Genomic DNA, 24777 nt, shown 5'->3' on the forward strand with positions numbered 1-24777 from the left:
GATGGCATTCAATCACTTACCAGCAGCCATGCACGACGCCTTGGGACCATTGTCCGCTACGCCAGTGACACACTCGGTGCCGATGGCCAGGAAACTCCGCCCCAGAACACCCGCCGACAGCACGGGTGAACGACCCGACCCCGGCACGGTCCTCGACCGGCTCACCGCAGGGGCGGGCCGGGCTGCGCGCATCACTCATACGGAGCACTTGCCCCCGCGTGCGGGCCGTCATGCAGTCTGGCCGCACCTCATCCGCCCGGAAGTGATCAACGCCATTCAGGCCGCCGGCGTCGAGCACCCCTGGGCCCATCAGGCGGCCGCCGCCGAGCACGCCCTGAACGGCGAGTCGGTCGTGATCGCCACCGGCACCGCCTCCGGCAAGTCGCTGGCCTATCTGGCGCCCGTCCTCAGCACCCTCCTGGACGGCTCCGAGGCCCCGAACGGCCGGGGCGCGACCGCCCTCTACCTCGCCCCGACCAAGGCCCTCGCGGCCGACCAGCGCCGCTCGGTGAAGGCACTCTCGGCCCCGCTGGGCAACGCGATCCGGCCCGCCGTGTACGACGGCGACACCCCGGTCGAGGAACGCGAGTGGGTACGCCAGTACGCCAACTACGTCCTCACCAATCCGGACATGCTGCACCTGGGCATCCTGCCCTCCCACCCCAGGTGGTCCTCCTTCCTGCGCTCCCTGCGCTATGTCGTCATCGACGAGTGCCACACCTACCGCGGCGTCTTCGGCTCCCATGTCGCCCAGGTCCTTCGCCGCCTTCGCCGTCTGTGCGCCCGCTACGGCGCCGACCCGGTCTTCCTGCTGGCCTCGGCCACGGCGGCCGAGCCCGCCCTCGCCGCGGGCCGCCTGACCGGCCTGCCCGTCGTCGAGGTCGCCGACGACGCCTCCCCGCGCGGCGAGCTGGTCTTCGCCCTGTGGGAGCCCCCGCTGACCGAGCTGCACGGCGAAAAGGGCGCGCCCGTGCGCCGCACCGCCATCGCCGAGACCGCAGACCTCCTCACCGACCTGGCCGTGCAGGGCGTCCGCACGGTCGCCTTCGTCCGCTCCCGGCGCGGCGCCGAGCTCATCTCCGTCATCGCCCAGGAGCGCCTGTACGAGGTCGACCGGACCCTCGCCCGGCGCGTCGCCGCCTACCGGGGCGGCTACCTCCCCGAGGAGCGCCGCGCCCTGGAGCAGGCGCTGCACTCCGGCGAGCTCCTGGGCCTGGCCGCCACCACCGCCCTGGAACTCGGCATCGACGTCTCCGGGCTCGATGCCGTCCTGATCGCCGGCTACCCGGGCACCCGGGCCTCGCTGTGGCAGCAGGCCGGCCGGGCCGGGCGCTCGGGCCAGGGCGCCCTGGCCGTCCTGATCGCCCGCGACGACCCGCTGGACACGTATCTCGTCCACCACCCCGAGGCGCTGTTCCAGCAGCCCGTCGAGTCCACCGTGCTCGACCCGGACAACCCGTACGTCCTCGCCCCGCACCTGTGCGCGGCGGCCGCCGAGCTGCCGCTCACCGAGCCCGACCTCGAACTGTTCGGGCCCGCGAGCCCCGAGCTCATGCCGCAGCTGGAGCGGGCGGGGCTGCTGCGGCGCCGCAGCAACGGATGGTTCTGGACCCGCCGCGAGCGGGCCGCCGACCTCACCGACATCCGGGGCGGCGGCGGCCGCCCGTTCCAGATCGTCGAGGCCTCGACGGGGCGGCTGCTCGGCACGGTCGACGCGTCCGCCGCCCACACCGCCGTCCACGACGGCGCCGTCCACCTTCACCAGGGCCGTACGTACCTGGTGAAGCACCTGGACCTGGAGGACTCCGCCGCCCTCGTCGAAGAGGCCAGCCCGCCCTATTCGACCGTCGCCAGGGACACCACCTCCATCTCCGTTCTGACCACCGACACCGAGATCCCCTGGGGAGCCGGCCGCCTCTGCTACGGCTCCGTCGAGGTCACCAACCAGGTCGTCTCCTTCCTGCGCCGCAGACTGATCACCGGCGAGGTGCTCGGCGAGACCAAACTCGACCTGCCGCCCCGCACCCTGCGCACCCGGGCCGTGTGGTGGACGGTCACCGAGGAGCAGCTCGACGCCGCCCGGATCAACCCGGAGATCCTCGGCGGCGCCCTGCACGCCGCCGAGCACGCCTCCATCGGGATGCTGCCGCTCTTCGCCACCTGTGACCGCTGGGACATCGGCGGCGTCTCCATCCCGCTGCACCCGGACACCCTGCTGCCGACGGTCTTCGTGTACGACGGCAACCCCGGCGGCGCGGGATTCGCCGAGCGCGCCTTCCACACCGCCGCGAGCTGGCTGACCGCGACCCGCGAGGCGATCGCGTCCTGCGAGTGCGAGGCCGGCTGCCCGTCCTGCATCCAGTCGCCCAAGTGCGGCAACGGCAACGACCCGCTGCACAAGCGCGGCGCCGTCCGCCTCCTCACGGAACTGCTGCGGGGAGCCCCGGAAGAGCCAGCGACGGCCCCGCCCGGGCCCTGACACTGGGCGCGTACGGGCCGAACTTCGCCCGTACCCGTACGTCCGCGATCTCCCCCGTCACCGTGCAGCGCACCAGCTCGGCGCCCTGCGCCCGGGCCACCTCCAAGGCCTTGGCGCAGGAGTCCGGCGCGCCCCACAGGGCCCGGTCGGCGGCCGCGAGCGCGGCCAGATCGGCGGCCCCGCCGGCCCGGTGCCGGGCCGCGACCGCCTGGCCAAGGCCCAGGACGGCCGCGAACACCGCGCACATCGTGGCGGCGGTCAGCGCCACCCACACGGTGGCGGAGCCCCGGTCACCACACCCCGCGCGCGCCGCGCGGCGAACGCCACAACTCCGGTCCCCCATGCGATGGGCGCCACAACACCCCTTCTCCGTAAGCCGGTTGACCAGGCCCGGTATCCATCGCCCCAAGGCGCCACAACCTCCCTCCGCCGTCAGCCGGTTGACGAGGCCCCGTATCCGTCGCCCCAAGGCGCCGCTCCGCACCCGCACGTTCACAGGCCCTCCCCCACCGTGTCCTCGGCGAGGGCCGCCGCCTCCGCGCTCAGCGTCAGGGCCAGCTGGTGCGGCCCCGGTGTGGCGGACTCCACCCGGACCCGCCACAGCTCCCCGGTCCGCCGCACGGTGACCGTGGCGCCCTTCGGCGCCGCCGAGCGGGCCGCCGCCACCGCGACGGCCTCCGGCTCGGAACGGGCCACCGCACGGGCCCCGGCCCTGGCCGCGTCCACGCAGCGGATCTCGGCGGAGGCCGCCGTGAGCGCCCAGAGCAGCGCGAGCGCGAATCCCACGAGGGCCGGGATCGCGACGGCCGTCTCGGCCGTCACGAACCCCCCGTCACCCCGGCGCAACCCACCGCCCCGCTCAGAACTGCACATCGAGCGCCTTGGTGATCAGCTGGGTCAGCGCCGTCACGACCCCGTCACTGGTGACGACCTTGTACAGGATCGCCGCGAAGGCGCAGGCCGCCAGCGTCCCCACGGCGTACTCCGACGTCGACATCCCCGCATCGCCCCGCACCCGGCGCCGCACGGCAAGACCCCACCGCCGCACCCGCCGCCTGACTGCGTCCGCCTGCCGGTTCACGATTGCGTCGCTCATGATCCTCAACTCCCTTTGCCTGTATGACTGCTGACTGCTGACTGCTGACTGCTCGACGAGCGCTTACCTCTGTGTGTTTGCTTGCTCGCCGACTTACTTGCTTGCTCGCTAGTTGGTTGGTTGGCCCGTGCAGTGACTGGGCCGGCCCGGGCGCCGGCGGGACCGTTATTGGCCGGCCGGCCCAAGCGTGGGCTGGGCCGCGAGGGGCCGACCGGCCCGCTCGCCTTCATTGCCGCGCCCCCGACGAGCCGCCCCTCCGGCGGAGCCGTACCGCGTTCACCGCCGGAGCAGGCCGCCCGCCAGGCCGATCACCACCGGGGCGACCCCCGCCGCCAGGAACGCTGGCAGGAAGCAGAGGCCCAGCGGGCCGGTGATCAGGACGCCCGCGCGCCTGGCCCGCGCCGATGCCCGGCGGGTTCGTTCGGCCCGGCAGCGCTCGGCCACGCGGGCGACGGGGCCGGCCGCGGGGGCTCCGGACGCGGCGGCCCGCTCAAGGCAGCGGGCCAGCTCGGACGCCCCCGGTATCGCGCCCAACCTCCCCCACGCGGCGGCTGGTTCGCCGCCCATGCGAAGCTCGGCGGCGATGCGCCCGAGGCGTGCGCCGACGGGCCCGGCCAGCGAGGCGCCGACCGCTCCCGCCGCCTCGCCCGGCCCGGCGCCGGCCGCGAGGCAGGCCGCCAACAGGTCGGCGGCGAGCGGGAGTTCCCGGGCCGCGGCCCGCTTCACCTCGGCTCCGTCCCCCCGGTCCCCGCGCCGACGCCCCCACACCCGGGCCCCGTACGCCGCCACCAGGCCCGCCAGGATGCCCGCCGCCCCGCCGACCAGTACGTATCCGGTCGCCAACGCCCCCAGCGGCAAAGCCCATTGCCCCAGGCCCGCCGCCCATCGCGGGCTCCAGCGGCGGCGCCGAGTGGCCGGTGCGCCAAGGGCCAGCAGCGCGGCCACCCGGCGCCGCACCCTGCGCTCCTCGCGGCGCTGGGTCACCTCCGCGACCGCCCACAGGGCGAGGGTGCCCGCCCCCAACACCGCCCCCAGCCTGTGGACAACGTCCGGCCCGAACGGGGTCACCGCCCCTCCCCCGCCCGCACGATCCGCGCCGCCCACCACACCCCGGCGGCTTCCAGGACTCCGGCCACCACCAGGCACCCGAACCCGGCCGCGCTGTGCAGCAGCACCTTCAGCGGGCTCGCGCCCATCGCCGTGCCGAGCACGAGGCCCAGGGCCGGCAGGAACGCGAGCAGCAGCACGGTGGTGCGCGGGCCCGCCAACTCGGAGCGCAGCGCGTCCTGTTGTTCCCGCTCGGCCCGCAGTACGCCTTCCAGGCGCTCAAGGCCGGAGGCGAGACCGGCCCCGCCGTCCACCGCGACCTGCCAGCACGCGGCCACCCCGGCGAGACCCTCGGCGCCCGGCTCCCCGGCCGCCTCGCGCAGCGCCGCCGGCACATCGCCGCCGAACGTGGCGGCCGCCACCACCGGTGCCGTCGCCGCGCCCAGGGCCGCCGTGTCCCGGGCGGCCGCGGCCAGGGCCCGGCCGGGCTGGCGGCCCGCCCGCAGCTCTCCGGCCACCGCGGCACACCAGGCGATCACCTCGTCGGCCCGCCGCGCCCTGGCCCGTTCACGCTCCCGGGCCCGCAGTCGCCGCCCCACCAGCGGCACCGCTGCCGCCCCGGCCACCAGCGGAAGCACCGACCCGCCCAGAAGGGCGAGCACCAGGCCCAGCGGCAGGCACAGCCACTCCATCCGCCGGAGCGCCCGCCTCCGCTCCTTCTCCAGCCACCGCCCGAGCGGCGACGCCGTGAACGCGGCTCCCCCGCCCGGCGCGCCCCCGTCTCCGCCGCCGCCTCCGCTTCCGGCGCCCGCGAACATCAGCCGGGCCCGCCGCATCCCCTGGTCCTGGCCCATCCACAGCCAGGCCGCGGCCCCCGCGCACATCGCCGCCCAAGCGGGCAGTCCCATCGAATGACCCGTCACCACGCACCCCCGATCAGCGCCCGCAGCCGCTCCCACCCCGAGTCGCGGACAAACCCCTGCGCGCCCCAGCGCAGCGCCGGAACCGTCCTCACCAGGCCCGCCTCGTCCCGCTCCAGGACACGCACCTCGGCGATCCGGCGCTGCCCGTCCCGGTCGCGTACGAGATGGACCACCACCGAGAGCGCGGCCGCCAACTGGCTGTGCAGCGCGGCCCGGTCGAGGCCGGCCGCCGTACCCAGCGCTTCGAGGCGGGCCGGCACATCGGCCGCCGAATTGGCATGAACCGTCCCGGATCCTCCTTCATGGCCCGTATTCAGGGCGCCCAGCAGATCGGTCACCTCGGCGCCCCGCACCTCGCCGACGACCAGGCGGTCCGGCCGCATCCGCAGTGCCTGGCGCACCAGGTCCCGCAGGGTCACCAGGCCCGCGCCCTCCTGGTTGGCCGGCCGTGATTCGAGGCGCACCACATGCGGATGGTCGGGTCTCAACTCGGCCGAGTCCTCGGCCAGTACGATCCGTTCGCCCTTCCCGACCAGGCCGAGCAGGGTCGAGAGCAGCGTGGTCTTGCCAGTGCCCGTGCCGCCGCTCACCAGGAACGACACCCGGGCCTCGACGAGGGCCCGCAGCAGCCGCTCGCCGCCGGGCGGTACCGTCCCGGCCGCGGTGAGTTCGGCCGGCGAGAACGCCCTGGGCCGCACCACCCGCAGGGACAGGCAGGCCGAGCCGACGGCGATCGGGTCCAGGACGGCGTGCATCCGGGTGCCGTCCGGGAGGCGGGCGTCCACCCAGGGGCGGGCGTCGTCGAGCCTGCGTCCCGCCACCGCGGCGAGGCGCTGGGCCAGCCGGCGCACCGCGATCGCGTCGGCGAAGCGGATCCCGGTCAGCTCGAGCCCGGCCCCCCGGTCGACCCACACCCGGTCGGGCGCGGAGACCAGGACGTCCGTCACGTCCGGGTCGGCGAGCAGGGGCTCAAGCGGCCCGGTCCCCACCAGCTCGGACCGCAACTCCTCTGCTCCGCCCAGGACTTCGGCGTCACCGAGCAGCCGTCCCTGCGCGCGCAGGGCGGCCGCGACCCTGGCCGGTGTCGGCTCGGCCCCGCTCTCGGCCAGGCGCTGGCGCACGGCGTCGAGCAGCGGCGGTCCGGCGCCTCGAACGGTCCCTCCCGTGGCCCACGCCCCGGCACCGGCCGGCGTCGGCGCGCTCGCGGAGCTCCAGCCCCCGGTCATGACGGCACTCCGCCCGTGAGGCCGCCGGCCAGCGCCTGGTCCCAGAAGGCCGTGCAGAATCTGGCCAACGGCCCCCGTGCCGCGCTCCCCGGCGGAGCCCCGCCCTCCTGGGCCTCCAACAGTCCTGATTCCACAGGCAGTTCACCCGCCAGCGGGAGGCCCAGGGCATCGGCCACCCACTGTTCGTCGAGCCCGGACGCGTAGGGCCCGCGTACGACCGAACGGAGATCGCGCAGCACCATGCCGACCGAGGCCGCGACCCTATTGGCCGCCGCGACCGCGCGCAGCTCGGCCGGGACGACGAGCAGGCCCAGGTCCAGCTGGGCCAGCGCCTCGACCACCGCGTCGTCGACCCGGCGCGGCAGGTCGACGACGACCACTCCGCCCCGGCGTCGGGCCGCCGCGAGCACCGCGCGCATCGCCTCGCCCGGGATCACCACGGAGTCCCCGCGGTCCCAGCTGAGCACCCTCAACTGGTGGAGGTGCGGCAGGGATTCCTCCAGGGCTCCGCCCGCGACCCGCCCTCGCGAGGCGGCGAAATCCGGCCATCGTCGACCGTCGGCCTGCTCCCCGCCGAGCAGCACATCGAGGCCGCCGCCGAGCGGATCGCCGTCGATCAGCATCGTGCGCTGCCCGGCGCGGGCGGCGGTCACCGCGAGGGCGCAGGCCAGCGTCGAGGCTCCGGCGCCGCCGCGACCGCCGATCACGCCGACGGTCAGGGCGGGGCGGCCCACGCCCTCGGCCGCGTCCGCGATCCGGTCGACGAGCCACGGCTCGGCGTCGGGCAGCCGCAGCACATGGTCGGCCCCGAGCTCGACCGCCGCCTGCCACACCCCGGGGTCGTCCTGGTCCCGGCCCACCAGGAGCACCCCGCGTCTGCGGGCCGAACCGAGCAGCCGGGGCGCCGCGTCGTCGCCGACCAGGATCAGCGGCGCGCTTTCCCAGCCTCCCCTGCGGTCGGGCACCCCATGACACACCTCAGGCTCGGTGCCGGCCGCGGCGCACAGCCGCAGCAGATCATCGAGCAGTTCCTCGTCCTCGGTCACGATCAGCGGTCCGCCGCGCCGTCCTTCCGCGCCCGGCGGCCGATCGGAAGCCATGACTCCGTCCACGATTTCCGCCCCCTCTCAGTGCGATTCCCGCGTCCGCGTTCTTCGCGAACTGGAATCACGGTGGAGGGAGACCCGAAATAATGTGGATCTTGATCCAAATCTGTGGACAACATCGACGTTGTGAATATCCCGTTCACCCATACCGGCGACTTCCGGAGCGCAGCGCAACCACTACACTCAGTAACCAGCCACGGGCAGGGTTGCGCGGTGCGCGAGAGCGCGAGGAAGAGCGGGGAAGGGGGACGGCGATCGGATCCAGGGGCCGAAAACGCATCCGGACATGCGACGACCCCCGCCGGGGGGGAGAGCGGGGGTCGTCCCCACGGTCTGACTCGGGGGGGGAGGAGCCGGACCGGGTTAGCACGGTCGCGAACGATCCGTGACTTCCATGGTGTACCCGAGAGCCTTCTCAGGCAAACCCACGCGCCTCAGCTTACGCCGAATGGTGGGCGCCTATGCTCGGGCTCGTGGAAAACCACTCGCTGCCGCGCACCGCCGCCTTCTTCGACTTGGACAAGACAGTCATTGCCAAGTCGTCGACGCTGACGTTCAGCAAGTCCTTCTATCAAGGAGGGCTGATCAACCGCCGCGCCGTACTGCGTACCGCGTACGCGCAGTTCGTATTCCTCGCGGGCGGCGCCGACCACGACCAGATGGAGCGGATGCGCGAGTATCTGTCCGCTCTCTGCAAGGGCTGGAACGTCCAGCAGGTCAAGGAGATCGTCGCCGAGACCCTGCACGATCTGATCGACCCGATCATCTACGACGAGGCCGCCTCCCTGATCGAGGAGCATCACGCCGCGGGCCGGGACGTGGTGATCGTGTCGACCTCGGGCGCCGAGGTGGTCGAGCCGATCGGCGAACTGCTGGGCGCCGACCGGGTGGTGGCCACCCGAATGGTGGTCGGCGACGACGGCTGTTTCACGGGGGACGTCGAGTACTACGCCTATGGGCCGACGAAGGCCGAGGCCGTCAAGGAGCTGGCCGCGTCCGAGGGGTACGACCTCGCGCGCTGCTACGCGTACAGCGATTCGGCGACCGATGTCCCCATGCTGGAATCCGTCGGCCACCCCTACGCCGTCAACCCGGACCGGGCGCTGCGCCGCGAAGCGACCGCCCGGCAATGGCCGGTTCTCGTCTTCAGCAAGCCGGTCAGCCTCAAGCAACGGCTGCCCGCCATCAAGATGCCGCCGCGCTCGGCACTGCTGGCCGCGGCGGCGGTCGGTGCGGCCGCGGCGACCGCCGGCCTGGTCTGGTACGCCAGCCGCCGACGGGACGCCGCCTCCGTGTGAGCCGGCCGGCCACCCCGCACGGCGGGTGCGGGTGCGGCCCGCCCACGGGAACACCGGGATGCGGACGACCGTTTCGCCCCTGTTTGAACCTAAAAGTAAAGAACTGTGGTCAGGGGTTTCGCTTCCCGCCGGACGGGAGTAGAAAGGACTCAACGGCCCGCGAGACCTGGGACATCCGAGAGGATCACCTTCTACGCAACAAGGCCCCACGGACCGAGCATGGACATCGAGCACCCACGCGACGTCGACCCGTCGATTACGGGCCAGCCGCACCAGGTGAACGGGCAGAGAATCCCGGCCTGATGGGCAATATTCGAGGACGCTTGGTAACACGGTGGACATGCCAGCGGCGGTATCGGACATCGATACCGCCGCAACCCTTTTCCCGCCCGCGCGGGCGGAGTTCACCGCCTAGGCAGCGCCGCGCTGCAGCGCCTCGCAGACCGCCGTGGACTCGCGGGCGCCCAGCTCGACGGCCTTGCCGCAGTGGGTGATCCAGGCCGCCATGCCCTGCGGGGTGCCCGAGACGTACCCGTCGAGCGCCGCCGCGTAAGCCGCCCGGCCGAGTTCCGCGTGGCCGGTCTCGGAGGGGCAGACCGCCTTGGGATCCAGGCCGCTTCCGATCAGCACGATCCGCTCGGCGGTGCGCGCGACAAGTCCGTTGTGCGAGGTGAAGGGCCGCAGCGCGAGCAGCTCGCCGTGCACGATCGCGGCGGTCACGAGCGCCGGGGCCGAACCGCCCGCGATGATCAGCCGGGAGAGGCCGTCGAGCCGGCCCGCGACCTCGTCCGCGTCGGACAGCGGGAGTTCGATCAGGGGCTCGTCGACGCTCTCGCCGCCCTGCCGGGGCCGCCCGACCGCGTCACCGGAGTCCGCGGCCGCGACCAGATGCAGCCGGGCCAGCACCCGCAGCGGCGACTGCCGCCAGATGGACAGGAGTTGACCCGCCTCCGCGGCCAGGCGCAGGGCCGCGCCGACCGTGCGCGCCTCGGGCTCGCTGCCGAAGTCGGTACGCCGCCGCACCTCTTCCAGGGCCCAGTCCGCGCCGGACAGGGCCGCGCTGCCGCGGGCCCCGCGCAGCGCCGCCTCCGAGGTGATCTCGTTGCTGCGGCGCCGCATCACACGGTGCCCGTAGACCCGGTCCACGGCTTTGCGCACGGAGTCCACGGCGTCCGGGACGCCCGGCAGCCCACCGAGGGCGACAAGAGGGTCAGCGGCGTTCGTACTCATAGGTAAGGAGGCTACGCGTCCGCAAGCCCGGCCCCACCTTCGAGTGGTCTTCTTCACTCGCCTTGCATACTTACCGCCACCATGCGATTACCGTTGGTGAACATGAAGATCGCTTTCGTGGGGAAGGGCGGCAGCGGCAAGACGACGCTGTCCTCGCTCTTCATCCGCCACCTCACCGCCAACGAGGCCGCCGTCGTCGCGGTCGACGCCGACATCAACCAGCACCTCGGGGCCGCGCTCGGGCTCGACGACGAGGAGGCCGCCGCGCTGCCCGCGATGGGCGCGCACCTGCCGCTCATCAAGGAGTACCTGCGCGGCACCAACCCGCGGATCGCCTCCACCGAGACGATGATCAAGACGACCCCGCCCGGCCACGGCTCCCGGCTGCTGCGGGTGCGCGAGGCCAACCCGGTGTACGAGGCGTGCGCGCGCCGGGTCGCCCTCGACGACGGGGACATCCGCCTGATGGCGACCGGCCCGTTCACCGAGTCCGACCTCGGCGTCGCCTGCTACCACTCGAAGATCGGCGCGGTCGAGCTGTGCCTGAACCACCTGGTGGACGGCGTGGACGAGTACGTCGTGGTCGACATGACGGCGGGCTCGGACTCCTTCGCCTCCGGCATGTTCACGCGCTTCGACATGACGTTCCTGGTGGCCGAGCCGACGCGCAAGGGCATCTCGGTCTACCGCCAGTACAAGGAGTACGCCCGGGACTACGGGGTCGCGCTCAAGGTCGTCGGCAACAAGGTGCAGGGCCCGGACGACGTGGAGTTCCTGCGTGCCGAGGTCGGCGACGACCTGCTGGTGACGGTGGGCCACTCCGACTGGGTGCGCGCCATGGAGAAGGGCCGTCCGTCCCGCTTCGAGCTCCTGGAGGCCGACAACCGGCTGGCCCTGCAGACGCTGCAGGACGCGGCGGACGATTCGTACGGAAACCGCGACTGGGACCGCTACACGCGGCAGATGGTGCACTTCCACCTGAAGAACGCGGAGAGCTGGGGCAATGCGAAGACCGGGGCCGACCTGGCCGCGCAGGTCGACCCGGCCTTCGTACTGAGCGAGCGGCTGCTCGACGAGGTCAGTGAGCCGCAGCCTGCCTGACGGCGGGCTCCGCCGGCTTCAGCGGGGCCACCGGCTTGGCCGGAGCCGCGGGCTGGGCGGCCTCCAGGGCTGCCCAGCCGCCCTTCGGCGCCTCGCCCACCTTCAGCGAGTTGAACTTGGCGAGCACGGCCGGGTCCTGGGCGTCCAGCCAGTCGGCGAGCTGGCGGAACGAGACGCAGTGGACGTCGCGCTTCACACAGACCGTCCTGACGGTCTCCTCGACGGCCTTCATGTAGGCGCCGCCGTTCCAGGACTCGAAGTGGTTGCCGATGATCAGCGGGGCGCGGTTGCCCGCGTAGGAGCGGTCGAAGGCCTGGAGGAGGCCGTCGCGCATCTGGTTGCCCCAGTACTCGTGCTGATCGGCGTCACCGGTCATCGCGTTGGACTGGTTCATGTAGAAGTTGTAGTCCATGGACAGGGTCTCGAAGCCCCGGCCCGGGACCGGCACCAGCTGCATCGACAGGTCCCAGACGCCGTTGTCGTTCTTCTTCGGCCAGACCTGGTCGTTGACGGCGCTGGTGTCGTAGCGGAAGCCCAGCTGGCCCGCGGCCGCGACGAAGTTCTTGCGGCCCTCCAGGCACGGGGTGCGGCCGCCGACGAGCTCCTTGTCGTAGTCGAACGGAAGCGGCTCCTCCGCCTTCAGGCCGGAGTTCGTCTTCCAGTTCTTCACGAAGGACTTGGCCTGCGCGATCTCGCTCTTCCACTCGTCCACCGACCAGGTGCCGACGCCGCCGTCGGGCCCGCAGTAGTGGCCGTTGAAGTGGGTGCCGATCTCGTTGCCCTCCTGCCACGCCGCGCGCAGCTGGGTGACGGTGTCCTGGATTCCCTTGAGGTCGTTGAAGCCGATGTCCGAGGTGCCCGCGGAGTGCTTGGGCGCGGTGTACAGCTTCGCCTTCGCGTCCGGGAGCATGTACACGCCGCTCAGGAAGTACGTCATGGTCGCGTTGGACTCCTTGGCGACCTGACGGAAGTGCGAGAAGAGCTTCTGGCTGTCCTCACCGGCGCCGTCCCAGGAGAACACCACGAACTGCGGTGGCTGCTGACCCGGTTTCAGCTTCTGGGCCTTGAGCAGGTGCGGCTGGAGCCCGGTGTAGGCGGTCGAGCCGTCCCCGATGAGGTGGGGGACGAGGTTCGGGGCGGCGGCCGCCGGCGGGCCGCCCGGGGTGCCCGGCTTGGCCGGGGTGGTGCCGGAGGAGCAGCCCGCGGCTCCGACGGCCAGCGCCGCGGCGATGACACCGGCAGCGATCCTCTTGGTGGCGTGCGTGGCGGCGATCATCCGCCCACCTCTTCCTTGCGGTTATGTGCGTTGAATGCCGTCACGGCGCCGCAAAAGTCGCACGGGGGCTGAAGGCCGAAGGTACGACAAGCCGCACGAAAAGCGTTCTATTCACTCTCCGGAGTGAATCGCTGCCCCATATGCCCTAAACACGAAGTAAGGCGCTTTACTCTGCATTACGATTCGTTTACCGAGAGTTGAGAATCCCGCCGCTGCACTGCCGTGACCCACGGCCGCGACCCCACGTTCCGCGACCGCGCTGCCCCGGAGGAGACGGGAACATGCCTGCTTGCGTACCCACTCGCGCCCAGCCCCCAGCTCGCCCGCCCCGCCTCCGGCGTCCGCGCAAGCCGGCTCCCCCCGGGGGCCGGTCCGGGCGCCGCTTCCAGATCAGGGGCGCCGATGTGTCGGCGTCCATCACCGTCTTCCTGCTCGCCGTTCCGATGTCGCTCGGCCTCGCCGTCGCCATCAACGCGCCCCTGGAAGCCAGCCTCATCGCCGCCGGCGTCGGCGGGATCGTCGCCGGGCTTCTCGGCGGCTCGCCCCTGCTCGTCAGCGGGCCCTCGGCCGGACTGACCGTGGTGTCCGCCGAGATGATCCAGACCTACGGCTGGCGCACCACCTGCGCCATCACCGTGTGCGCGGGCCTGCTCCAAGTCGCCCTGGGCTGCCTGAAGACGGCGCGCTCCGCGCTCGCGGTCAGCCCCGCCATCGTGCACGGCACCCTGGCCGGGATCGGGGCGGCCATCGCGCTGGCCCAGCTCCACATCGTCCTCGGCGGCTCCCCGCAGAGCTCCGCCGTGGCCAACGCCCGGGCGCTTCCGGGCCAGTTGGCGCAGGTAGGCCCCGCCGAGCCGCTCATCGGCGCGCTGACCCTCGCCGTACTACTGCTGTGGCCGCGCCTTCCGGGGCGGATCGGAAAGGCGGTGCGCCGGATCCCGGCCGCGCTCGTCTGTGTGGTGGTGGCCACCGGCGTCGCCGCCTTCGCCGCCCCCCGGATCGCCCGGGTCGACCTGCCCTCCTGGGGCTCGCACGTACTGCCCGCGATGCCCCACGGGCCGGTGCTCGGGCTCATCACCGCGGTGCTCACGGTGACGCTGGTCGCGAGCCTGGAGTCGCTCCTTTCCTCGGTCGCCGTGGACCGGCTGGCGTCCGAGCGGCCGGGCAGCACCGTCCCGCGCGCCGACCTCGACCGCGAACTGCGCGGCCAGGGCATCGCCAACGCCGTCTCCGGACTGCTCGGCGGCATGCCCGTCTCCGGTGGCGCGGTGCGCGGCAGTGCCAACGTCCGGGCCGGCGCGACCGGCCGGGCCTCGACCGTGCTGCACGGCGTGTGGGTGCTGCTCGCCGCCGGGCTGCTCGTGACCGTTCTGGAGTGGATCCCGCTGGCCGCGCTCGCCGCGCTGGTCATGATGGTCGGCATCCAGATGGTCAACTTCGCGCACATCCGCAACGTCCACAAGCACCGCGAATTCCTGGTGTACGTGGCGTCCGTCGGCGGAGTGCTCGTGTTCGGGGTGCTGCAGGGAGTGCTCCTGGGGATCGCGGTGGCCGTGGCCGTCGCGCTGCACCGGCTCTCCCGCACCCGGATCATCACGCATGAGGGGGCCGACGGTGCCTATGTGGTGCGCGCCCGCGGCCAGTTGACGTTTCTCGCCGTGCCCCGGCTCACCCGGGCGCTCGGCCATGTTCCCCAAGGAGCGGACGCGATCGTGGAGTTGGACGGGTCATTCATGGATCACGCGGCCTTCGAGGCGCTGCAGGGCTGGCAGGACGCGCATCGCGCGCGCGGCGGCAAGGCGCGGATCACCGGGCGCGCCGGGGCCAGGGTCGCCGAGCCCGCCTCCGCCGCACAGAGCTGCTGCCGCCCCTGGACGCCGTGGCGCAACCACCACTGCCACGACCAGCCGGCGCAGCGCGCCCACGGCCATCAACTGGCCAGCGGGCTCAGCTCGTTCCAGCGCAACACCGCTCCCCTGGTCCGTGACGAGCTGGCCCGGCTCGCCCGCGAGGGCCAGCGGCCGCAGCAGCTCTTCATCACCTGCGCGGACTCCCGTCTGGTCACCAGCATGATCACCTCCAGCGGCCCGGGAGACCTCTTCACCGTGCGCAACATCGGCAACCTGGTGCCACCGCCGGGCGCCGAGGGCGCGCCGGGCGCGGACGACTCGGTGGCGGCGGCCATCGAGTACGCCGTGGACATCCTCAAGGTCCAGTCGATCACCGTCTGCGGGCACTCCGGGTGCGGTGCGATGCAGGCGCTCATGTCCGGCAAGCCCGATGCGCCGATGACGCCGCTGCGCCGCTGGCTGCGGCACGGCCGGCCGAGCCTGGAGCGGATGGCGAGCCGGCACCACGCCTGGGCCCGGATCGCCGGGCGGCTGCCCGCCGACGCGGTGGAGCAGCTCTGCCTGACCAATGTGGTCCAGCAGTTGGACCATCTGCGGCAGCACGAATCGGTCGCCCGCGCACTCGCGGCCGGCACCCTCGCGCTGAACGGCATGTACTTCCACGTCGGCGAGGCGCAGGCCTATCTGCTCTCCGCCGACGACCACGAAGAGGTCTTCGAGGGCGTCGGCGTCAACCTCCTGGAGGACACGCACGCCTGAACTCGCGGCGCCCAGCCGATCACGTACGGCCTCTTCCGCCCCCGGGAGAGGCCGTACGCGCGTCATGCCGGTGACCAGGAACCTCTACAGGTCTAAACCAATTTCCTGGAGCCCCTTGTCACCCGGGCCGCGGCCTGATGAGCTATGGCCCGGGACACATACGCACAGAGGACGCCCTGGGAAAGGGAGATGTCGTGAGCAACGAAAGCCTGGCCAACCTGCTCAAGGAGGAGCGGCGGTTCGCGCCGCCCTCCGAGCTGGCCGCGAATGCCAACGTGACCGCGGAGGCGTACGAGCGGGCCGAGGCGGACAGGCTGGGCTTCTGGGCCGAGCAGGCCCGGCGCCTGACCTGGGCCACCGAGCCGACCGAGACGCTCGACTGGTCGAACCCGCCGTTCGCGAAGTGGTTCGCCGACGGCAAGCTGAACGTCGCGTACAACTGCGTCGACCGCCATGTCGAGGCCGGGAACGGCGACCGGGTCGCCATCCACTTCGAGGGCGAGCCCGGCGACAGCCGCTCGCTGACTTATGCCGAGCTCAAGGACGAGGTGTCAAGGGCCGCCAACGCCCTGACGGAGCTGGGAGTTCAGGCCGGCGACCGGGTCGCGGTGTATCTGCCGATGATTCCCGAGGCGGCCGTCGCGATGCTCGCCTGCGCCCGGATCGGCGCCGCGCACTCCGTGGTCTTCGGCGGCTTCTCGGCCGATGCCGTCGCCTCCCGCATCCAGGACGCCGACGCCAAGCTCGTCATCACCGCCGACGGCGGCTACCGGCGCGGCAAGCCGTCCGCCCTGAAGCCCGCCATCGACGACGCCGTCGCCCGCTGCCCGCAAGTGGAGCACGTCCTCGTCGTGCGCCGTACGGGCCAGGACACCGCGTTCACCGAGGGCCGCGATGTGTGGTGGGACGACATCGTCGCCCGCCAGTCGGTGGAGCACACGCCCACCGCGTTCGACGCCGAGCACCCGCTGTTCATCCTGTACACGTCGGGCACGACGGGTAAGCCCAAGGGCATCCTGCACACCTCCGGCGGCTACCTCACCCAGGCCGCGTACACCCACCACGCGGTGTTCGACCTGAAGCCCGAGAGCGACGTCTACTGGTGCACCGCCGACATCGGCTGGGTCACCGGGCACTCGTACATCGTGTACGGGCCGCTCGCCAACGGCGCGACCCAGGTCATGTACGAGGGCACCCCGGACAGCCCGCACCAGGGGCGGTTCTGGGAGATCGTGCAGAAGTACGGCGTGACCATCCTCTACACCGCGCCCACCGCGATCCGTACGTTCATGAAGTGGGGCGACGACATCCCCGCAAAGTTCGACCTGAGCAGTCTGCGGGTCCTGGGTTCGGTCGGGGAGCCGATCAACCCCGAGGCGTGGATGTGGTACCGCAAGCACATCGGGGCCGACAAGTGCCCGATCGTGGACACCTGGTGGCAGACCGAGACCGGCGCGATGATGATCTCGCCGCTGCCCGGAGTCACCGAGACCAAGCCCGGCTCCGCCCAGCGCGCGCTGCCCGGCATCTCGGCGACCGTGGTCGACGACGAGGCCCACGAGGTGCCCGACGGCGGGGGCGGCTACCTGGTCCTGACCGAGCCGTGGCCCTCCATGCTGCGCACCATCTGGGGCGACGACCAGCGCTTCATCGACACGTACTGGTCGCGCTTCGAGGGCAAGTACTTCGCGGGTGACGGCGCCAAGAAGGACGACGACGGCGACATCTGGCTGCTCGGCCGGGTCGACGACGTCATGCTCGTCTCCGGCCACAACATCTCGACGACCGAGGTCGAGTCCGCGCTCGTCTCGCACCCCTCGGTCGCCGAGGCGGCCGTGGTCGGCGCCGCCGACGAGACGACCGGGCAGGCCATCGTGGCCTTCGTGATCCTGCGCGGCAGCGCCGCCGAGACCGAGACCCTGGTCGAGGAGCTGCGGGCGCACGTCGGCTCCGCGCTCGGCCCGATCGCGAAGCCCAAGCGCGTCCTGCCGGTCGCCGAGCTGCCCAAGACCCGCTCGGGCAAGATCATGCGCCGCCTGCTTCGCGACGTGGCCGAGAACCGCGAGCTGGGCGACGTCACGACCCTGACCGACTCCTCGGTCATGGCGCTGATCCAGACCAAGCTGCCGAGCGCCGCCAGCGAGGACTAGGCGGCAGCAGTCGCTCGAAGGGCCCGGCCGCACGCGCGGCCGGGCCCTTGTGCGTGCCGGCTTTTTCGACGCGCCCGCTCCCGGCGGGCCCTCGTGCGTGCGGCCCGTTCGCGCGGCAGCTCCGACGGGCCCTTCTCGCGCGCCGTGCGGACGGTATGCCCCTAGGGTGATGATCACCGGATACACCCAGACGACGCACCGCTCGGTAAAGTTAGGTAAAGTAAGGAAAGCGTCAAGGACGCGACAAGAAGGTCAGGTGCGCCGGGAAGTCTGGTCGGCAACGAGCTCAGTCATGCCCGCCGAACCGACCGGAGGTCGCCCTCGTGGCCACACCCACCCCCAGCAAGCCGAAGTTCCTGCGCCGCCTCTCGCTCCCCGAGCGCAACTTCGTCGCCGAGGCCCTGCGCGCCGAGACCGTCGGCGGCGTCCTGCTGCTCGTGGCCGCGATCGCCGCCCTGATCTGGGCGAACACCCTGGGTTCGAGCTACGAGTCGGTCCGCGGCTTCCATCTGGGCATCAGCTCCCTGGGCCTCGACCTCTCCATACAGCACTGGGCGGCCGACGGGCTGCTCGCCGTGTTCTTCTTCGTCGCCGGCATCGAGCTCAAACGAGAACTCGTCGCCGGTGAACTGCGCGACCCCAAGGCCGCCGCGCTGCCCGTGATCGCGGCGGTCTGCGGCATGGCCGTCCCCGCGCTCGTCTACGCCCTGGTGAACGTTTTCGGCAGCGGATCCCTTGACGGCTGGGCCGTGCCGACCGCTACGGACATCGCGTTCGCCCTCGCCGTACTCGCGGTCATCGGAACCTCGCTGCCCTCCGCCCTGCGCGCCTTCCTGCTCACCCTCGCCGTCGTCGACGACCTGTTCGCGATCCTGATCATCGCGGTCTTCTTCACCAGCAGCATCAACTTCGCCGCCCTCGGCGGAGCCGTCGTCGGGCTCGCCGTCTTCTGGCTGCTGCTCAGGAAGGGCGTACGGGGCTGGTACGTCTACGTCCCCCTCGCGCTCGTCATCTGGGGCCTGATGTACAACAGCGGCGTCCACGCCACCATCGCCGGTGTCGCGATGGGCCTCATGCTGCGCTGCCACCGCGAGGAGGGCGAGGAGCACTCCCCCGGCGAGCACATCGAGCACCTGATGCGCCCGGTGTCGGCCGGTCTCGCGGTGCCGCTCTTCGCCCTGTTCTCGGCCGGTGTGGGCATCAGCGGAAACACCCTGGCCGACGTGTTCACCCGGCCCGAGACGCTCGGCGTCGTGCTCGGCCTGGTCGTCGGCAAGGCCGTCGGCATCTTCGGCGGCACCTGGCTCGCCGCCCGCTTCACCAAGGCCGAACTGAACGACGACCTGGCCTGGCCCGACGTCTTCGCCGTCGCCTCGCTCGCCGGCATCGGCTTCACGGTCTCGCTGCTCATCGGGGAGCTGGCCTTCGACGGCCAGGACCAGCTGACCGACGAGGTCAAGGCGGCCGTGCTCGTGGGCTCCCTGACCGCGGCGGTGCTCGCCTCCGTCCTGCTCAAACTGCGGGTGCGCAAGTACAAGGCGCTCGTCGAGGACGAGGAGCGCGACGACGACCAGGACGGCATCCCCGACATGTACGAACTGGACAAGCCGGAGTACCACCTGCGGATGGCCACGATCTACGAGAACAAGGCCGCCGAACACCGCAGGCTGGCGCAACTGGCGGGGGCGGGGCGCGACGACGGCGACAGTCCGGCATGATCTGACCACGGACCTGTAGGACTGGTAGGACCCGTTGGACCCGTCGGTAACCGAGTAGAGATGAGGGAGTCAGCGATGAGCGACCCCAGCCACAACGCCGGCAGCGCCGAGCGCAGCCTCGGCCAGCTGGTCGCCTCCGCGACCGCGGAGATGTCCGCCCTGGTGCACGACGAGATCGCGCTGGCCAAGGCCGAGCTGCGGCAGGACGTCAAGCGCGGAGCGGTCGGTGGCATCGCCATCAGTACGGCCGGCGTGCTCGCGCTGTTCTCGCTGCCGGTGCTGAGCTTCGCGGCCGCGTACGGCATCCACAACCTGGGGCTCGGGCTCGCCTGGTCGTTCCTCATCGTCGGCGGCGCGTTCCTGCTCCTCGCCGCGCTGCTCGGGGTGCTCGCGGTGACCAAGTTCAAGAAGGTCAAGCCGCCGGAGAAGTCGATCGCCTCGGCCAAGGCGACGGCCGCCACGCTCCAGGGCGTCAAGCCGCATCCGCGTCCGGCCACCGTCGAGATCGCGGTCACGGACACCGGCGTCGCTGTGGCACGCTCGTCTGCATGACCGCACCCGATACCGGCACCGGAAGCCCCGGCGGCACCGGCAGCCCCGTCCGCATCGATGGTCCCTGGACCCATAGGGACGTGGCGGCCAATGGTGCGCGCTTCCACATCGCCGAACTCGGCGACGGGCCACTGGTGTTGCTGCTCCACGGCTTCCCGCAGTTCTGGTGGACGTGGCGCCATCAGCTGACCGCGCTGGCCGACGCGGGATACCGCGCGGTCGCGATGGACCTGCGCGGCGTGGGCGGCAGCGACCGCACCCCGCGCGGCTACGACCCGGCCAACCTCGCGCTCGACATCACCGGCGTCGTACGGTCCCTCGGCGAGCCGGACGCGGCCCTGGTCGGCCACGACCTGGGCGGCTATCTGGCGTGGACGGCGGCCGTGATGCGCCCCAAGGTGGTGCGCCGGCTCGTGGTGTCGTCGATGCCGCACCCGCGCCGCTGGCGCTCGGCGATGCTCGCCGACTACAAGCAGACCTCGGCCGGCTCCTACGTCTGGGGCTTCCAGCGGCCGTGGCTGCCGGAGCGTCAACTGGTCGCGGACGACGGTGCGTTGGTCGGCCGGCTCGTACGGGACTGGTCGGGTCCGCGCCAGCCCGAGGACGAGGCCGTGGAGACCTACCGGCGCGCCATGTGCATCCCGTCCACCGCGCACTGCTCGATCGAGCCGTACCGCTGGATGGTGCGCTCGATGGCCCGGCCCGACGGCATCCAGTTCAACCGGAGGATGAAGCGGCCGGTCCGGGTGCCGACGCTGCATCTGCACGGATCGCTCGACCCGGTGATGCGCACCCGCAGCGCGGCGGGCTCGGGCGAATACGTCGAAGCCCCTTACCGCTGGCGGCTGTTCGACGGTCTGGGGCACTTCCCGCACGAGGAGGATCCGGCCGCGTTCTCCACCGAACTCGTCAACTGGCTACGGGATCCGGAACCGGATCGCTGAGTTCCGGTGACACTGTGGGAACTGCTGTCCTACGAACGGCCAAATGCCCGGCGCATAGGCCAATTGGCCCCCTCCGGAGCGGTTACCGACCATGGGCCCCGGGCACACGTCGGGGTATGGGCTGGACGCACGACTACGGTGATGCAGCACGCAACCGCCGAACGGCCGCAGGGCCGGTCTCGTACGAGAGGGGCGGCCCTCAGGGGCAGGGGCTACAACACCCCTCCCCGGATTCCCAGGAGGTGGGCATTCCGCGCATCCTGCGACGCCGGGCCCGCTGGGTCTCGGCCCGGCTGCGCCACGTGCGGACCTAATCGACCCTGAGGTAGCCGAGGCCGGGGTGGGCGCCGCGATAGCCGTCCAGAAGCCTTCGGGCGACCTGGACGGAGTCGATCAGCGGGTGCAGGGCGAAGGCCTTCACCGCCGCTCGCACCGATCCGCTCGCGGCCGCCTCCAGGACACACCGCTCGACCGCCTTCACCGCGCTGACCAGGCCCGCCTCATGGCCCGTCAGTTGCGAGACGGGCAGCGGGCGGGGGCCTGACGCATCCACGCGGCAGGGGATCTCGATGACGGCCCGCTCGTCGAGCGCGCGCAGGGAGGTTCCGTTGCGCACGTTCAGGATGAGCGTCGCCGCCTCGTTCCTCGCGATGGCCCGCATCAGGGCGAGTGCCACGTTCTCGTACCCGCCCGACTCCATGTCGTCGTCGTCGCGCGAGCCGGCCCCCGACACGTTCCGGTTCGCGGCCATGTACGTGGCGTCGCGCTCGGCCCGGGTGCGGTCCCAGGCCGCCCACACCGAGGCGTCGGGGACGGTCTCAGCGGTGGCGTAGAAACGTGCCTGCTGGTCCTTGAGGAAGGCGCCCCGGGTCTGCTCGGCCCGCTGGTAGGCGTTCACCGCCTCGCGGTTGAAGTAGTAGTAGTGCAGATACTCGTTCGGCACGGAGCCGAGCGAGCGCAGCCAGTCGGCGCCGAACAGCTTGCCCTCCTCGAAGGAGGTGAGCACCTCGTCGCCCTGCTCGAACAGGCTCGGCAGCACGTTCTTCTCGCCCTCGTACAGGCCGTGCAGCCAGCCCAGGTGGTTGAGGCCGACATAGTCCAGACGCGCCGTCGCGGGGTCGACGCCCAGCGTGCGGGCGACCCGGCGGGCCAGGCCCACCGGCGAGTCGCAGATGCCCACCACGCGGTCGCCGAGGTGCTCGGCCATCGCCTCGGTGACCAGGCCGGCCGGGTTGGTGAAGTTGATGACCCAGGCGTCGGGGGCGAGCGCCCTGACCCGGCGCGCGATCTCGGTGGCGACCGGCACGGTCCGCAGCCCGTAGGCGATGCCGCCCGCGCCGACCGTCTCCTGCCCCAGGACGCCTTCGCCCAGCGCGATCCGCTCGTCGGCCGCGCGGCCGTCGAGACCGCCCACGCGGATCGCGGAGAAGACGAAGTCCGTGCCGCGCAGTGCCTCGTCGAGGTCGGTGGTGGTGCGCACCGAGGGGGCGTCCTCGATCCCGTACGCCCGGTCGGCGAGGACCCGGCCGATGGCGTGCAGCCGCGCCGCGTCCAGGTCGTACAGGACCACCTCGGTGACCCGCCCGGGCGCGCGGTCGCGCAGCAGGGCGCCGTACACGAGCGGGACGCGGAAGCCGCCGCCGCCGAGGATCGTCAGTCGCATCGGAGCCTTCTCGTCAGGTGGTCATCAGGAGGTCGGGGGTCCTGTGGAGTTCAGGGGCCTCAGGAGGTCAGGGGTCCGCAGGTGGTCACAGGGCGCACTGCTGGCTGTCGACCTGCTGACTGGCCGTGCGGCCCTGCTGGATGTCGGCCTGGATCTCGTCGGCGGTCAGCGCGTAGCCCGTGTCCGGGTCGTCCAGCGACTTGGCGAAGACCACCCCGTACACCTTGCCCTGCGGAGTCAGCAGCGGGCCGCCCGAATTGCCGGGGCGGACCGTGGTGAACAGCGAGTAGACATCGCGGCGGACCGTGCCCCGGTGGTAGATGTCCGGGCCCTTGGCGCTGATCCGGCCGCGGATGCGGGCGGAGCGGACGTCGTAGGGGTGGTCCTCGGGGAAGCCGGCGACGATCGCGCTGTCGCCGGTGCGGGCGTCGGCGGAGGAGAACTCCAGGGGGGGCGCCTTCAGGTCCGGCACGTCCAGGACCGCGATGTCCCGGCGCCAGTCGTAGAGCACGACCTTCGCGTCGTACGTACGCCCCTGGCCGCCTATCTGGACGGTCGGCTCGTCCACCCCGCCCACCACGTGCGCGTTGGTCATGACGCGGCGGTCGCCGAAGACGAAGCCGGTGCCTTCTAGGCGCTTGCCGCAGCTCGGGGCCATGCCGACGACCTTGACGATGGACTTCTTGGCGGCGGCCACGACCGGGCGGCCGACGAGCTTGGGATCGGGTGCCTGGACGTCGGGGATCGACTCGTTGGAGAACGGCGTGAAGACCTGCGGGAAGCCGTTCTGCGCGAGGACCGAGGAGAAGTCGCTGAACCAGGTGGAGGCCTGTTGGGGCATCACATTGGACACCCCGAGCAGGACCTTGGAGTTGCGGACCTCCTTGCCCAGCGTCGGCAGGGCCGTCCCGGCGAGGGCGGAGCCGATCAGCCAGGCCACGAGCAGCATGGCGAGGACGTTGACCAGGGCGCCGCCCGTCGCGTCCAGGGCTCTCGCGGGCGACCACGTGATGTACCGGCGCAGCTTGTTGCCCAGATGGGTGGTGAGGGCCTGGCCCACCGAGGCGCAGACGATCACGACGACGACCGCGACGACGGCCGCTGTCGTCGAGACCTGGGACTCGTTGGTCAGCTGGTCCCAGATGAGCGGGAGCAGGTACACGGCGACGAGGCCACCGCCGAGGAACCCGATCACCGACAGGATGCCGACGACGAAGCCCTGGCGGTAGCCGACGATCGCGAACCACACGGCGGCGACCAGCAACAGGATGTCCAGCACGTTCACGAGCCCCAGCCTGTCACGCGTGCCAGTCGAGCGGCACCCGCTTGGCCCGGTCCCACGGGCGCTCCCAGCCCGCGTAGTGCACGATCCGGTCGATCACACCTGCCGTGAACCCCCAGACCAGCGCCGATTCGACCAGGAATGCCGGGCCTGCGTGTCCCTTCGGGTGGACCGCGGTGGCGCGATTGGCCGGGTCCGTGAGATCCGCCACGGGGACCGTGAAGACACGGGCCGTCTCGCCGCTGTCGACCGCGCGCACCGGCGTCGGCTCGCGCCACCAGCCGAGCACGGGCGTCACGACGAAACCGCTCACCGGGATGTAGAGCCGGGGCAGCACGCCGAAGAGCTGGACGCCGGCCGGGTCGAGCCCGGTCTCCTCCTCGGCCTCGCGCAGCGCGGCCCGCAGCGGGCCCGTGGTGGCCGGGTCGCCGTCCTCGGGGTCGAGGGAGCCGCCCGGGAAGGAGGGCTGGCCGCCGTGCGAACGGAGCTGGCTCGCCCGCTCCATGAGGAGCAGCTCGGGGCCGCGCGGGCCCTCGCCGAACAGCACGAGCACGGCGGACTGCCGCCCGTCGCCGCTCTCCGGCGGCAGGAACCGGCTCATCTGCTCGGGCGCGACGGACTCGGCCGCCCGCGCGACCGGCGCCAGCCAGTCGGGCAGGCCTTCGCTGCTCACGGTGAGGCCGTGCCCGTCCACCCGGCTGCCCGGCTCGGCACCGGCAGCCCGGCCGTGCTCCACCCGGCCGCCGGCGGCGGGCTCGGGGGCGGGCTCGGTGACCTCGGGGGCGAGCGGTCCGGCGGTGTCCTGTGCGGGCCCGCCCGTGCCGCGCTGGGCGTCGGGCACGGCCTGGCCGCGCTGGGCTTCGGGCCGGGCCGGAGCGTGCGGGGCGTCGGACCCGGCCGGTCCTTCGGCGCGGTCCACGGCCGTCGCGTGGCCGGGGCCGCCGACGCGGCCGCTCGGGGCGCCGCCAAGGCCGCGCCCGGCGTCCGTCCGGCCGGCCCGGCCCGCGGCGCGGCCGAGGCCACCGACACCGCTCAGATCACCGTCGTACGTCTCGCTCGTGTGCGTCATCTGCACCC

At 72.3% G+C, this 24777-nt stretch carries 21 protein-coding genes; 9 read left to right on the forward strand and 12 right to left on the reverse strand.

Features of this window, described 5'->3' with window-relative positions; translation table 11 throughout:
• Position 1: 1 nt before the first annotated feature.
• The gene (locus ACFYZA_RS17415) at positions 2 to 2479 is read left to right on the forward strand and encodes a DEAD/DEAH box helicase (protein ID WP_388491280.1); all 2478 of its coding nucleotides are present in this window, start codon (positions 2 to 4) and stop codon (positions 2477 to 2479) included.
• Here the strand turns inward: ACFYZA_RS17415 and ACFYZA_RS17420 are convergent.
• The 7 genes from ACFYZA_RS17420 to ssd all read right to left on the reverse strand — a co-directional run bounded on the left by ACFYZA_RS17420 (position 2421) and on the right by ssd (position 7871).
• On the reverse strand, positions 2421 to 2747 hold the full coding sequence (locus ACFYZA_RS17420; protein WP_388491282.1) for an Rv3654c family TadE-like protein: 327 nt from the start codon (positions 2745 to 2747) through the stop codon (positions 2421 to 2423). The genes ACFYZA_RS17415 and ACFYZA_RS17420 overlap by 59 nt on opposite strands.
• Positions 2748 to 2971: 224 nt before the next feature.
• Positions 2972 to 3352 (reverse strand): TadE family type IV pilus minor pilin, encoded by a 381-nt coding sequence (locus ACFYZA_RS17425; RefSeq protein WP_382582227.1) that lies wholly within the window; start codon positions 3350 to 3352, stop codon positions 2972 to 2974.
• Complete coding sequence (locus tag ACFYZA_RS17430; RefSeq protein ID WP_382582230.1) at positions 3339 to 3575, reverse strand: DUF4244 domain-containing protein; 237 nt, start codon at positions 3573 to 3575, stop codon at positions 3339 to 3341. The genes ACFYZA_RS17425 and ACFYZA_RS17430 overlap by 14 nt, the downstream gene beginning before the upstream one ends.
• A 276-nt stretch (positions 3576 to 3851) precedes the next feature.
• On the reverse strand, positions 3852 to 4643 hold the full coding sequence (locus ACFYZA_RS17435; RefSeq protein ID WP_388491285.1) for a type II secretion system F family protein: 792 nt from the start codon (positions 4641 to 4643) through the stop codon (positions 3852 to 3854).
• Positions 4640 to 5530 (reverse strand): type II secretion system F family protein, encoded by an 891-nt coding sequence (locus ACFYZA_RS17440; RefSeq protein ID WP_388491287.1) that lies wholly within the window; start codon positions 5528 to 5530, stop codon positions 4640 to 4642. The genes ACFYZA_RS17435 and ACFYZA_RS17440 overlap by 4 nt, the downstream gene beginning before the upstream one ends.
• Positions 5531 to 5541: 11 nt before the next feature.
• On the reverse strand, positions 5542 to 6771 hold the full coding sequence (locus tag ACFYZA_RS17445) for a TadA family conjugal transfer-associated ATPase (protein WP_382582238.1): 1230 nt from the start codon (positions 6769 to 6771) through the stop codon (positions 5542 to 5544).
• The gene (gene ssd / locus ACFYZA_RS17450; protein ID WP_388491289.1) at positions 6768 to 7871 is read right to left on the reverse strand and encodes a septum site-determining protein Ssd; all 1104 of its coding nucleotides are present in this window, start codon (positions 7869 to 7871) and stop codon (positions 6768 to 6770) included. Before ssd ends, ACFYZA_RS17445 begins: the two co-directional genes overlap by 4 nt.
• Before the next feature lie 467 nt (positions 7872 to 8338).
• Between ssd and ACFYZA_RS17455 the strand changes: the two genes are divergently transcribed.
• Positions 8339 to 9175, forward strand: a complete 837-nt coding sequence (locus ACFYZA_RS17455; protein WP_388491292.1) for an HAD family hydrolase — start codon at positions 8339 to 8341, stop codon at positions 9173 to 9175.
• Between the two features lie 411 nt (positions 9176 to 9586).
• Here the strand turns inward: ACFYZA_RS17455 and ACFYZA_RS17460 are convergent, their stop codons facing one another.
• A complete protein-coding gene (locus tag ACFYZA_RS17460) occupies positions 9587 to 10405 on the reverse strand; it encodes an oxidoreductase (RefSeq protein ID WP_388491294.1) in 819 nt (272 codons plus the stop codon).
• Positions 10406 to 10507: 102 nt separating this feature from the next.
• Between ACFYZA_RS17460 and ACFYZA_RS17465 the strand changes: the two genes are divergently transcribed.
• Positions 10508 to 11506 carry an ATP-binding protein gene (locus tag ACFYZA_RS17465; protein ID WP_388491297.1) on the forward strand — a complete coding sequence of 333 codons (999 nt, stop codon included), beginning with the start codon at positions 10508 to 10510 and terminating at the stop codon, positions 11504 to 11506.
• On the opposite strand, the gene ACFYZA_RS17470 is transcribed toward ACFYZA_RS17465, so the two are convergent.
• Entirely contained in the window at positions 11484 to 12782 is a 1299-nt protein-coding gene (locus ACFYZA_RS17470; RefSeq protein WP_382582253.1) for a hypothetical protein, read from the reverse strand. The genes ACFYZA_RS17465 and ACFYZA_RS17470 overlap by 23 nt on opposite strands.
• Before the next feature lie 281 nt (positions 12783 to 13063).
• Between ACFYZA_RS17470 and ACFYZA_RS17475 the strand changes: the two genes are divergently transcribed.
• The 6 genes from ACFYZA_RS17475 (at position 13064) to ACFYZA_RS17500 (ending at position 21069) form a co-directional block, all read left to right on the forward strand.
• Positions 13064 to 15391, forward strand: a complete 2328-nt coding sequence (locus ACFYZA_RS17475) for a SulP family inorganic anion transporter (RefSeq protein WP_382582256.1) — start codon at positions 13064 to 13066, stop codon at positions 15389 to 15391.
• Between the two features lie 137 nt (positions 15392 to 15528).
• Positions 15529 to 17541, forward strand: a complete 2013-nt coding sequence (acs, locus tag ACFYZA_RS17480; RefSeq protein WP_382582258.1) for an acetate--CoA ligase — start codon at positions 15529 to 15531, stop codon at positions 17539 to 17541.
• Positions 17542 to 17864: 323 nt separating this feature from the next.
• Positions 17865 to 19259 (forward strand): Na+/H+ antiporter NhaA, encoded by a 1395-nt coding sequence (nhaA, locus tag ACFYZA_RS17485; protein WP_382582261.1) that lies wholly within the window; start codon positions 17865 to 17867, stop codon positions 19257 to 19259.
• Between the two features lie 75 nt (positions 19260 to 19334).
• Entirely contained in the window at positions 19335 to 19811 is a 477-nt protein-coding gene (locus ACFYZA_RS17490; RefSeq protein ID WP_382582263.1) for a phage holin family protein, read from the forward strand.
• Positions 19808 to 20755, forward strand: a complete 948-nt coding sequence (locus tag ACFYZA_RS17495) for an alpha/beta fold hydrolase (protein ID WP_376209559.1) — start codon at positions 19808 to 19810, stop codon at positions 20753 to 20755. Before ACFYZA_RS17490 ends, ACFYZA_RS17495 begins: the two co-directional genes overlap by 4 nt.
• Positions 20756 to 20871: 116 nt before the next feature.
• Complete coding sequence (locus ACFYZA_RS17500; RefSeq protein ID WP_161256350.1) at positions 20872 to 21069, forward strand: hypothetical protein; 198 nt, start codon at positions 20872 to 20874, stop codon at positions 21067 to 21069.
• Here ACFYZA_RS17500 and ACFYZA_RS17505 read toward each other — a convergent pair.
• The 3 genes from ACFYZA_RS17505 to ACFYZA_RS17515 all read right to left on the reverse strand — a co-directional run bounded on the left by ACFYZA_RS17505 (position 21066) and on the right by ACFYZA_RS17515 (position 24394).
• Positions 21066 to 22418: a 6-phospho-beta-glucosidase gene (locus ACFYZA_RS17505; RefSeq protein WP_382582267.1), complete on the reverse strand. Its 1353-nt coding sequence runs from the start codon at positions 22416 to 22418 to the stop codon at positions 21066 to 21068. The two genes, ACFYZA_RS17500 and ACFYZA_RS17505, sit on opposite strands and share 4 nt — an antisense overlap.
• Positions 22419 to 22503: 85 nt before the next feature.
• Positions 22504 to 23703, reverse strand: a complete 1200-nt coding sequence (locus tag ACFYZA_RS17510) for a MarP family serine protease (protein WP_382582270.1) — start codon at positions 23701 to 23703, stop codon at positions 22504 to 22506.
• Between the two features lie 13 nt (positions 23704 to 23716).
• A complete protein-coding gene (locus tag ACFYZA_RS17515) occupies positions 23717 to 24394 on the reverse strand; it encodes an NUDIX hydrolase (RefSeq protein WP_388491553.1) in 678 nt (225 codons plus the stop codon).
• Positions 24395 to 24777 lie beyond the last annotated feature (383 nt).

The organism is Streptomyces sp. NPDC001828 (genome assembly GCF_042892175.1).
Taxonomy (GTDB): domain Bacteria; phylum Actinomycetota; class Actinomycetes; order Streptomycetales; family Streptomycetaceae; genus Streptomyces.

Bases quoted from the DNA above. Each gene is read 5' to 3' on its own strand.
- ACFYZA_RS17445 (WP_382582238.1), bottom strand. From the start codon at position 6,771: ATGACCGGGGGCTGGAGCTCCGCGAGCGCGCCGACGCCGGCCGGTGCC.
- ACFYZA_RS17505 (WP_382582267.1), bottom strand. From the start codon at position 22,418: ATGCGACTGACGATCCTCGGCGGCGGCGGCTTCCGCGTCCCGCTCGTG.
- ACFYZA_RS17495 (WP_376209559.1), top strand. From the start codon at position 19,808: ATGACCGCACCCGATACCGGCACCGGAAGCCCCGGCGGCACCGGCAGC.
- ACFYZA_RS17470 (WP_382582253.1), bottom strand. From the start codon at position 12,782: ATGATCGCCGCCACGCACGCCACCAAGAGGATCGCTGCCGGTGTCATC.
- ACFYZA_RS17425 (WP_382582227.1), bottom strand. From the start codon at position 3,352: ATGTGCAGTTCTGAGCGGGGCGGTGGGTTGCGCCGGGGTGACGGGGGG.
- acs (WP_382582258.1), top strand. From the start codon at position 15,529: ATGAGCTATGGCCCGGGACACATACGCACAGAGGACGCCCTGGGAAAG.
- ACFYZA_RS17455 (WP_388491292.1), top strand. From the start codon at position 8,339: ATGCTCGGGCTCGTGGAAAACCACTCGCTGCCGCGCACCGCCGCCTTC.
- ACFYZA_RS17490 (WP_382582263.1), top strand. From the start codon at position 19,335: ATGAGCGACCCCAGCCACAACGCCGGCAGCGCCGAGCGCAGCCTCGGC.
- ACFYZA_RS17415 (WP_388491280.1), top strand. From the start codon at position 2: ATGGCATTCAATCACTTACCAGCAGCCATGCACGACGCCTTGGGACCA.
- ACFYZA_RS17440 (WP_388491287.1), bottom strand. From the start codon at position 5,530: ATGGGACTGCCCGCTTGGGCGGCGATGTGCGCGGGGGCCGCGGCCTGG.
- ACFYZA_RS17460 (WP_388491294.1), bottom strand. From the start codon at position 10,405: ATGAGTACGAACGCCGCTGACCCTCTTGTCGCCCTCGGTGGGCTGCCG.
- ACFYZA_RS17475 (WP_382582256.1), top strand. From the start codon at position 13,064: ATGCCTGCTTGCGTACCCACTCGCGCCCAGCCCCCAGCTCGCCCGCCC.
- ACFYZA_RS17465 (WP_388491297.1), top strand. From the start codon at position 10,508: ATGAAGATCGCTTTCGTGGGGAAGGGCGGCAGCGGCAAGACGACGCTG.
- ACFYZA_RS17500 (WP_161256350.1), top strand. From the start codon at position 20,872: ATGGGCTGGACGCACGACTACGGTGATGCAGCACGCAACCGCCGAACG.
- ssd (WP_388491289.1), bottom strand. From the start codon at position 7,871: ATGGCTTCCGATCGGCCGCCGGGCGCGGAAGGACGGCGCGGCGGACCG.
- ACFYZA_RS17430 (WP_382582230.1), bottom strand. From the start codon at position 3,575: ATGAGCGACGCAATCGTGAACCGGCAGGCGGACGCAGTCAGGCGGCGG.